The sequence below is a fragment of the Nonomuraea sp. ZG12 genome, from assembly GCF_052068115.1.
Classification (GTDB): domain Bacteria; phylum Actinomycetota; class Actinomycetes; order Streptosporangiales; family Streptosporangiaceae; genus Nonomuraea.
The window spans coordinates 96,053-103,469 of the sequence record NZ_JBQHCW010000032.1 but is presented as its reverse complement, the minus strand read 5'-3'; the positions used below and the strand labels follow the sequence as shown (position 1 = coordinate 103,469).

General features: G+C 66.9%; 7 protein-coding genes and 1 tRNA gene. 4 read left to right on the top strand and 4 right to left on the bottom strand.

The window, feature by feature from the left end; all coding sequences use genetic code 11:
• Positions 1–704: 704 nt before the first annotated feature.
• A complete protein-coding gene (locus ACTMTF_RS44155; RefSeq protein WP_441116061.1) occupies positions 705–1,970 on the bottom strand; it encodes a hypothetical protein in 1,266 nt (421 codons plus the stop codon).
• Between the two features lie 405 nt (positions 1,971–2,375).
• Here ACTMTF_RS44155 and ACTMTF_RS44150 point away from each other — a divergent pair, with 405 nt between their 5' ends.
• The 3 genes from ACTMTF_RS44150 to ACTMTF_RS44140 are packed head-to-tail and all read left to right on the top strand — an operon-like array spanning position 2,376 to position 4,365.
• The gene (locus ACTMTF_RS44150; protein ID WP_441116060.1) at positions 2,376–3,086 is read left to right on the top strand and encodes a replication initiator; all 711 of its coding nucleotides are present in this window, start codon (positions 2,376–2,378) and stop codon (positions 3,084–3,086) included.
• On the top strand, positions 3,086–3,268 hold the full coding sequence (locus ACTMTF_RS44145) for a helix-turn-helix domain-containing protein (protein WP_441116063.1): 183 nt from the start codon (positions 3,086–3,088) through the stop codon (positions 3,266–3,268). Before ACTMTF_RS44150 ends, ACTMTF_RS44145 begins: the two co-directional genes overlap by 1 nt.
• Positions 3,268–4,365, top strand: coding sequence for a tyrosine-type recombinase/integrase (locus ACTMTF_RS44140; RefSeq protein WP_441116059.1), 1,098 nt, complete (start codon positions 3,268–3,270; stop codon positions 4,363–4,365). Before ACTMTF_RS44145 ends, ACTMTF_RS44140 begins: the two co-directional genes overlap by 1 nt.
• A gap of 72 nt (positions 4,366–4,437) precedes the next feature.
• Here ACTMTF_RS44140 and ACTMTF_RS44135 read toward each other — a convergent pair.
• Both ACTMTF_RS44135 and ACTMTF_RS44130 read right to left on the bottom strand, forming a co-directional pair.
• Positions 4,438–4,510 (bottom strand) — tRNA-Lys (locus ACTMTF_RS44135).
• 62 nt (positions 4,511–4,572) lie between these two features.
• Positions 4,573–5,727 (bottom strand): acyl-CoA dehydrogenase family protein, encoded by a 1,155-nt coding sequence (locus ACTMTF_RS44130; RefSeq protein WP_441116058.1) that lies wholly within the window; start codon positions 5,725–5,727, stop codon positions 4,573–4,575.
• Positions 5,728–5,817: 90 nt separating this feature from the next.
• On the opposite strand from ACTMTF_RS44130, the gene ACTMTF_RS44125 reads away from it, so the two are divergent.
• Entirely contained in the window at positions 5,818–6,114 is a 297-nt protein-coding gene (locus ACTMTF_RS44125) for a PspC domain-containing protein (protein WP_397016948.1), read from the top strand.
• Here the strand turns inward: ACTMTF_RS44125 and ACTMTF_RS44120 are convergent, their stop codons facing one another.
• On the bottom strand, positions 6,115–7,398 hold the full coding sequence (locus tag ACTMTF_RS44120; protein ID WP_397016950.1) for an MFS transporter: 1,284 nt from the start codon (positions 7,396–7,398) through the stop codon (positions 6,115–6,117).
• Between the last annotated feature and the right edge of the window lie 19 nt (positions 7,399–7,417).

The window sequence follows — 7,417 nt, the reverse complement described above, 5'->3', positions numbered from 1 at the left end:
AAGAGCCGTATGAACCGAGAGGTTCACGTACGGATCTGTGGGAGCCGGGAGGTGAAACTCCTCCCGGCCACCCGACAAGCCTGCCTGGACATCAGGCACCTAAATGATCTTCGATCGGTCGCGTACGTGCCCAGCCGTGCCCAAGAGCAACCAGCGAGCAACCACACGAGATCACCTTCTCGATGAAACGCCCCCGAGAATCGAGAAATCGCAGGTCAAATAGGGTAAGAGATGGTAGGGCGCCCGGGGCTCGAACCCGGAACCTACGGATTAAAAGCTCGGCCGATCATGGTTCCATGCCGTCCCATCTGGACCAACACCAGCGGCTGACCTGCATGGGACCTCGGTGAACGGATGAGAACTGCAACTCAAACTGCAACTGGCCATGCGGTCTGACAATTCTCGCCTGAGTGCCGGCGGCTTTACAGAAGATCGCCAGTTCCGTTCGCTACAGCCCCTGACCTGGGGCGCGGCCAGACAACCGGACGCCGCCTCCATAGATCGTTCCGCGCATATTCCGGATCATGAAAGACGCGCCTGAGTCCCCACTGGTACCAGTAGCACCTCGGAAGCGGACCGCAACCGCGCCAGGTCATCGGTGGCAGGGCGCCCGGGACTCGAAACGGAACCCATGGATGAAAAGGAAGACGATTCGATCAAGCTCCATGACTCCTGGCCTGCACGTACGGCGTCCGGGCGTGCGGTTAGAACGGTGGGTCCTCGCTGAATCCCTGCATCATCATGGTCGGGGGACCGCCCCACATGCGGCTGGATGACTCATCGAAGCTCCAGTCGATGTGATGCCGGACCCATGGGCCGGTCTCCGTCTTCTGTAGTCGGCGCAGCACTGAATGAAGACAGGTCAGGCTGAATTGGCGGACAACGACGACGCCGTGTGAGCGGAGAACCGGGTCGTCATCATTCAGGAGCCCACTGGCCACGTCGACGAGGACGTTCTGCTGGATATCTTCACGTCTGAACTCCCAGGGCTCCCAGGCCAGCCGGTACGCCGCCCGTCGACGCCGTTCGAGGTCATAACACATCACTTCCGGCAGCAGATCGGCGAAGGTGAGCCTGCGCAGAATGCCGAGCGCCTTCAGGTCCGGTGGAGCATACGACCTGGCGTGCCGCGCGATATCGTCCGCGATCGCTTCAGCGTCGTCCAGCGGACGCCCGTGCCGGTGTCGTTGCCAGCGCAGCAGATCCCACAGCACAGCACGCACAGTGGGATGCGCGTCGGTGAACACGGCGTCGACCAAAACTGCCCAACCGCCTTCACTGACGGCCGGTAACTGCAGCAGCGATTCCCCAGCACGAGCCCGACGCTCTGATGACGGCTCATCGGTGAGCAGGGCGACCAGCTCGGCTTCCTCCAGCGGGAGTCGCTCGCCGAACCAGCCGACGTCGTAACCGGGGACCGCCTCGTCCAGCCACCGCTCATACCAGGCCAAGAAGTCGGCATCCTCGACTACGTAAGGGCCGACTGGTCCTTCATGGTCGAGGTTGAACAACCGTCCCCGCGCCGGTCCCGCCACGGTCAGCCGGGTGACGAGGGAACACCCGTGACCGGCGATCTCCAGCGTGCCTCGAAGGAAAGCGCGATCCGGAACCGGCGGATCCTCGTACCGCTCTTCCCAATCGTCGACGTAACGCGGACCAGGCAGGTACGGACTGGGCTGAGCCAGGTGCCCCGACCGGTGATGCGTACAGCATGAAGTGTCGAGACGGCGCAACCCAAAGCCTGGACCGACGCCGCCGTCGCCCAACTCGGTGACGAACAACCGGTACTCCGCAGGGAGCGTCACCTCATGCCGCTCCTCGAACTCGGTCACCACAGCCTCGGACAGAGGCGGCCCAAGCTCGAACCCATGCGCCTCCACACCGAAAGCATCCGGCAGAACGGGCAGGGAACGCGCCGCAGCGAGTTTGTCAGCGATCCGACACAACCTGGCGTGATTGGCATGGAGCATCCGCTCAGTCTACGAACTGCTTCCCCCAAGCCCTCTCTAGCCTGCTCAAACGCCACTCGGGGGTTATCACTGTGAGTGTTCCCCTCTAGCCGTTTCGAACGCTCCCCGAATACGGTGATCAGCCGCGCTGCCCAGTGAGCCAGGGTGAGGAACGAACCCTGGATCGTCGATCGCCCCCGACCATGTAGGGCGACCGGCCATGCGGTGGCGATCGTAGGGCTGCATCTGTGCGGCGGAGTGGCAATCCCGGCCGGTGCGTTCGGTCCGTACGGTGGGGCCGGCGTGCGGCGCCCGGCCCGGTGTCCCGCCGCCGTCCGGGACTGGCCCCCAGGCCGCACGCCCGGACGGCGGGCGGGCGGAGGACCGGGGGGTTACCACCAGGTCTGGTGGCCGTCCGTTGACCACGTGGTCTTCGACGGCGAGTACCTGCCGGTCTGGGATGAAGAGGCCGGCTACCTCGACCCCGCCACGGGGGAAGTCCTGCCCACCTGGGACCAAGCTCTCGACCAGCTCGACGCCGACGAGGACGCCGGGCCCCTGCACGTGATCCGCTTCGGCGACCAGGTAGACGTCAAAGGCGTGCTCTCCGGCACCTCCGACGCCGACCAGTGCATCCGCTACCTGTCCAAGTACCTGACCAAGAGCCTCGGTCAAGCACTCGACGGCCAAGCGCAACGCGAGCACGCGGCCCGCTTCGTCGACGCCCTGCGCTACGAGCCCTGCTCGCCTGCCTGCGCCAACTGGCTGCGATACGGCATCCAGCCCAAGGGCGCCAAAGCCGGGATGGCCCCCGGCCGCTGCCGCTCCAAGGCCCACAAGCCCGACCACCTCGGCTACGCGGGCCGCCGCGTCCTGGTCTCCCGCAAGTGGTCCAACAAGACCCTCGCCGAACACAAGCAGGACCGCCGCACCTGGGTCCTGCAAGCCCTCGGCCAACCCGATGAGCCAACCGACCCACACCGCTACGTCTGGCGCCCTGTTCCAACCGGAGACGCCAACGTCCCTCCCCTGTCCGTACGGCTCCTCAGATCCATCCGCGGCCGGCAACGCTGGCGCGCACACCTGCAACAACTCGAACAACAGAGTCTTTCGGCAACAGAGGGGAGGGCGGCGTGATGGAAAGGCTCTTCTACCGGCCGAACGACGCGGCGACGGTCTTGGCGATGAGCCGGACGGCTGTCTTCCGACTGATCAAGACCGGCGAACTCCGGTCGATCAAGCGGGACGGGTACCGCCTCATTCCCGCTGCCGCGTTGCTGGAGTTCGCCCGTCACCTGGAAAGCAAGGAAGTGGCGTGATGACCCGCAAGCCCAACGGACGTTCCTCGATCTATCTCGGCAAAGACGGTAAGTGGCACGGCTGGGTGACCATGGGCGTCAAGGACGACGGCTCTGCCGACCGCCGTCACCGCATCGGCAGCACCGAGGCCGAGGCGACGCGGAAAGTCCGGGAACTGGAGAAGCAGCGGGACTCCGGCAAGACCGACAAGCCGGGCCGGGCTCCCACCATCGCCGAATGGATGCGTACCTACCTCGACGAGATCGCACCGTTGAAGGTCAGCGATCGGACGTTGGAGAGCACCTACCGGCCCAAGGCAGAGCACTGGATCATTCCGCGCCTGGGCGCTCACCGACTCAATCGCCTCCGTCCTGAGCGCCTGGACGCCTTCTACGCCTACCTCGGCCAGCAGCAGCTCGCCCAGAACACGATCGTGCAGATCCACCGCATCCTCTCCCGAGCGCTCAAGATCGCCGTACGCCGCGAAAAGATCGCCCGAAACGTCTGTACGTTGATCGACGCTCCCGCTGTGGAGGACGTCGAGATAGAGCCGCTGGACGCGGACGAAACCCGAGACGTCCTGGACGTGGCCCACCACCAGAGGAACGGGACCCGCTGGTCCGTGGCGCTCGCTCTCGGCCTTCGGCAATGTGAAGCGCTCGGCCTACGCTGGAAGTACGTGGATCTCAAGCAGGGCGTCATCCGGGTCTTCTGGCAGATCAAGCACCAGCGCCACCGCCACGGCTGCAAGGACCCGCACGCCTGCGGCGAACGGCTCCACCGCTACCCGTGCCCGGAGGATTGCCCCAAGGCTCGACGCACCTCCGGCCGCAAGCACGTCGTCTGGTGCCACCCGGACGGACGCCCCATAGACGCCGGCCAGGACTGGGACGAATGGAAAGAACTCCTCCGCCTGGCCGAGGTAGACAAGGACGCCCGCGTTCACGACGCCAGACACACCGCCGCGACACTCCTCATCGAGCAAGGCGTGGACATCAGCGTCGTCCAGGAGATCCTCGGCCACTCACAACTGACCACGACCAAGGGCTACACCCACATCACGGCGACGCTCTCGACCGAGGCAGCAGCTCGCATGGGCCGCGCGCTCTGGGGGTAACCGCAACTAGAAATGCAACTGGGCGGGCTTCCGGATCACTAAGATCCGGAAGCCCGCCCAGGTCATGTGGGGTAGGGCGCCCGGGGCTCGAACCCGGAACCTACGGATTAAAAGTCCGCAGCTCTGCCAATTGAGCTAACGCCCCTCGCAACAAGCAAGCGTACAGAGATTACCGCCCCGCCCGCGACACCCTTCCCACCCGCCCCATCACCGATATGCGGCCAGTCCGGTCAGTGCCTCGCCCAGCACCAGCGTGTGGATCTCCTGTGTGCCTTCGTACGTCAGCACGGACTCCAGGTTGTTCATGTGCCTGATCACAGGATACTCCAGCGTGATCCCGTTGCCTCCGAGTATGGACCGGGCTTGTCGTGCGATGTCGAGCGCCGCCCGTACGTTGGCCAGCTTGCCGAAGCTGATCTGGCGGGGTTCGAGCTCCCCGGCGTCCTTCAGCGCCCCCAGGTGCAGCGCGGTGAGCCCCGCCTGGGCGGTCCCCACGTACATCCAGGCCAGTTTCTCCTGGGTGAGCTGGAAGGCGCCGATCGGCTTGCCGAACTGTACGCGTGTCTGGGCGTACTCCACCGCTGCCTCCAGGCAGGCCCGGGCGGCGCCCACCACTCCCCAGAGGATGCCGAACCGGGCCTCGGACAGGCACGACAGCGGGCCCTTCAGCCCGCGTACGCCGGGGAGGGCGGCGGATTCGGGCAGGCGGAGGTCGTCGAAGTACAGGGAGGAGGTGACCGATGCCCTAAGGGACATCTTCTTGTGGATCTCAGGGGCGGAGAAGCCGGGGGTGTCCGTGGGCACCACGAAGCCGCGGATGCCGTCGTCCGTCTGGGCCCACACCACGGCCACGTCGGCGACGGATCCGTTCGTGATCCACATCTTGGAGCCGTTCAGCACCCAGTCGGAGCCGTCGCGTTTGGCGTACGTGCGCATGTTGGCGGGGTCGGAGCCGTGGTCGGGCTCGGTCAGCCCGAAGCAGCCGATCGCCTCGCCGGCCGCCATCGGGGGCAGCCACTGCTGTTTCTGCTCGTCGGAGCCGTAACGCCAGATGGGGAACATCGCCAGCGAGCCCTGCACGGACACGAACGAGCGCAGGCCCGAGTCGCCGGCCTCCAGCTCGCGGCAGGCAACGCCGTACGAGGTCGCGTCCGTGCCGGCGCAGCCGAAGCCTTCGAGGTGCATGCCGAGCAGGCCGAGCGCGCCGAGCTGCGGCGCGAGCTCGCGCGCGGGGAAGGTGCCCTCCTCGAACCAGTCGCCGACGTGCGGCAGGACGCGATCGGCGACGAAGGATCTGACGGTGTCGCGGATCAGCCGCTGGTCGCCGTTGAGCCGCTCGTCCAGGCGCAGCAGATCGTCCATGACGGTCCTCTCCTCGCTTAGGGCGTTACCAGGGTTCTACCAGGGGTAATCCCGATGTGCGAATGCCAGGGCGGAGGGCAGTGTTGAGGCATGAACGAATTCAACAGTAAGCAGCTGCGTCGGACTCGTAAGGGCAGGATCATCGCGGGCGTGTGCTCGGGGGTGGGGGAGTACGTCGGGATCGACGCGAACCTCATCCGCATCGGGCTGGCGGTCATGACGCTGTTCGGCGGCCTCGGGATCGGCGTGTACGCGATCGGCTGGCTGCTGATGCCCGAGGAGGGCAAGGAGACCTCGATCGTTCAGGACCTGATCGAGAAGCAGCAGCAGAAGAGCCACGGCAGTAGCAGCCCCTGGGGCGGTGACGAGCACAAGCCGCAGCAGTGATCAGGCGGCGGCCCGGGGACGCATTCGGGAAGGGGTGTCGCCGCGGGGCTCGGTCCACATCAGGGCCAGCACGGCCGCGGCTGTGAGGCCGGCGACGCCGGCCAGCGCGACCACCGGCTCAGGACCGAGCCGTTCCGCGGCGTACCCGCCCGCCAGGATGCCGATGCCCTGCACCGCCATCAGCCCTGACTGCACCAGGCCGAAGGCCTGGCCCCGCTGCTCACTGGGGACGCGCTGGACGAACGCCGCGTTCGCGGCGAGCTGATAGGCGCCGCCCACGCCCGACAGGACCCAGGCCGCCAGCACCACCTCCAGCGGCGGCCGCATCGCCGTCACGATCAGTGGAGCGCAGCTCAGCATGGCCATCCAGCCCATCAGCCGCAGCCTCCCCGGCGGCGAGACGAACCTGCTGAACAGGAACGCCCCCAGCACCGTCCCCGTCGGCATCGCCGCCATCAGCAGCCCGGTGATCACCGGGATCGGCAGCACCCCGGTGTAGAGCTCGACGGCGTACGGGACCGCGATGCCCTCCGGCAGGATGTAGAAGCCGCACAGCCAGGCGAAGAGCACGAGCGTGCGCAGCTTCTTGTCGCCGAAGACCAGACGGGCCCCGGCCGTGGTCATCGTCCACATGGACGGCTTGTCGCCGTCCTGACCGGCCGCGGGCCGCCGGCGTACGCCCGCGAGGAGGATCAGCGCCGAGCCCACGAACGTGGCCGCGTCGAGCGCCAGCGCGCGGTAGGGGCCCATGGTGGCGATCACGGCGCCGCCTGCGGCGAACCCCATCATCTGTACGGCCTGGTTCGTCATGTTCTGCAACGCAGAGCCGACGACGTAGCGGTCACCTTCGAGCACTTCCGGCAGCAGCGCCGCCCGCGCGGCCGAGAACGGGGCGCTGAGCAGCACCACGAGGAAGACCAGCCCGCACAGCACCGGGAACGGGATGAACGGCAGCGCCATGATGCCGACCAGCGCCGCGCGGATCAGGTCGCACGCCACCATCACGCCCCGGCGCGCGAACCTGTCGGCCAGCCCCGCCAGCAGCGGGCCGCCCGCGATCGACGGCAGGTAGGTCAGCGCGTAGACGGCGGCCGTGGCGAGCGGGGAACGCGTGCGCTCGTAGACGAGCACGGCCAGCGCGACCTGGGCGAGCTGGTCACCGAGGAGAGACAGGCCCTGGCCGTACCAGAGCGCCCTGAACTCCTTGACGGCGATGACCTCGCCGTAGGTTACTTGGCGCTCCCTGGCACGGCGATGCCGCCCCGACAGCCGTCGCGTCCGCATGGCCCCCATTGGACTCCGC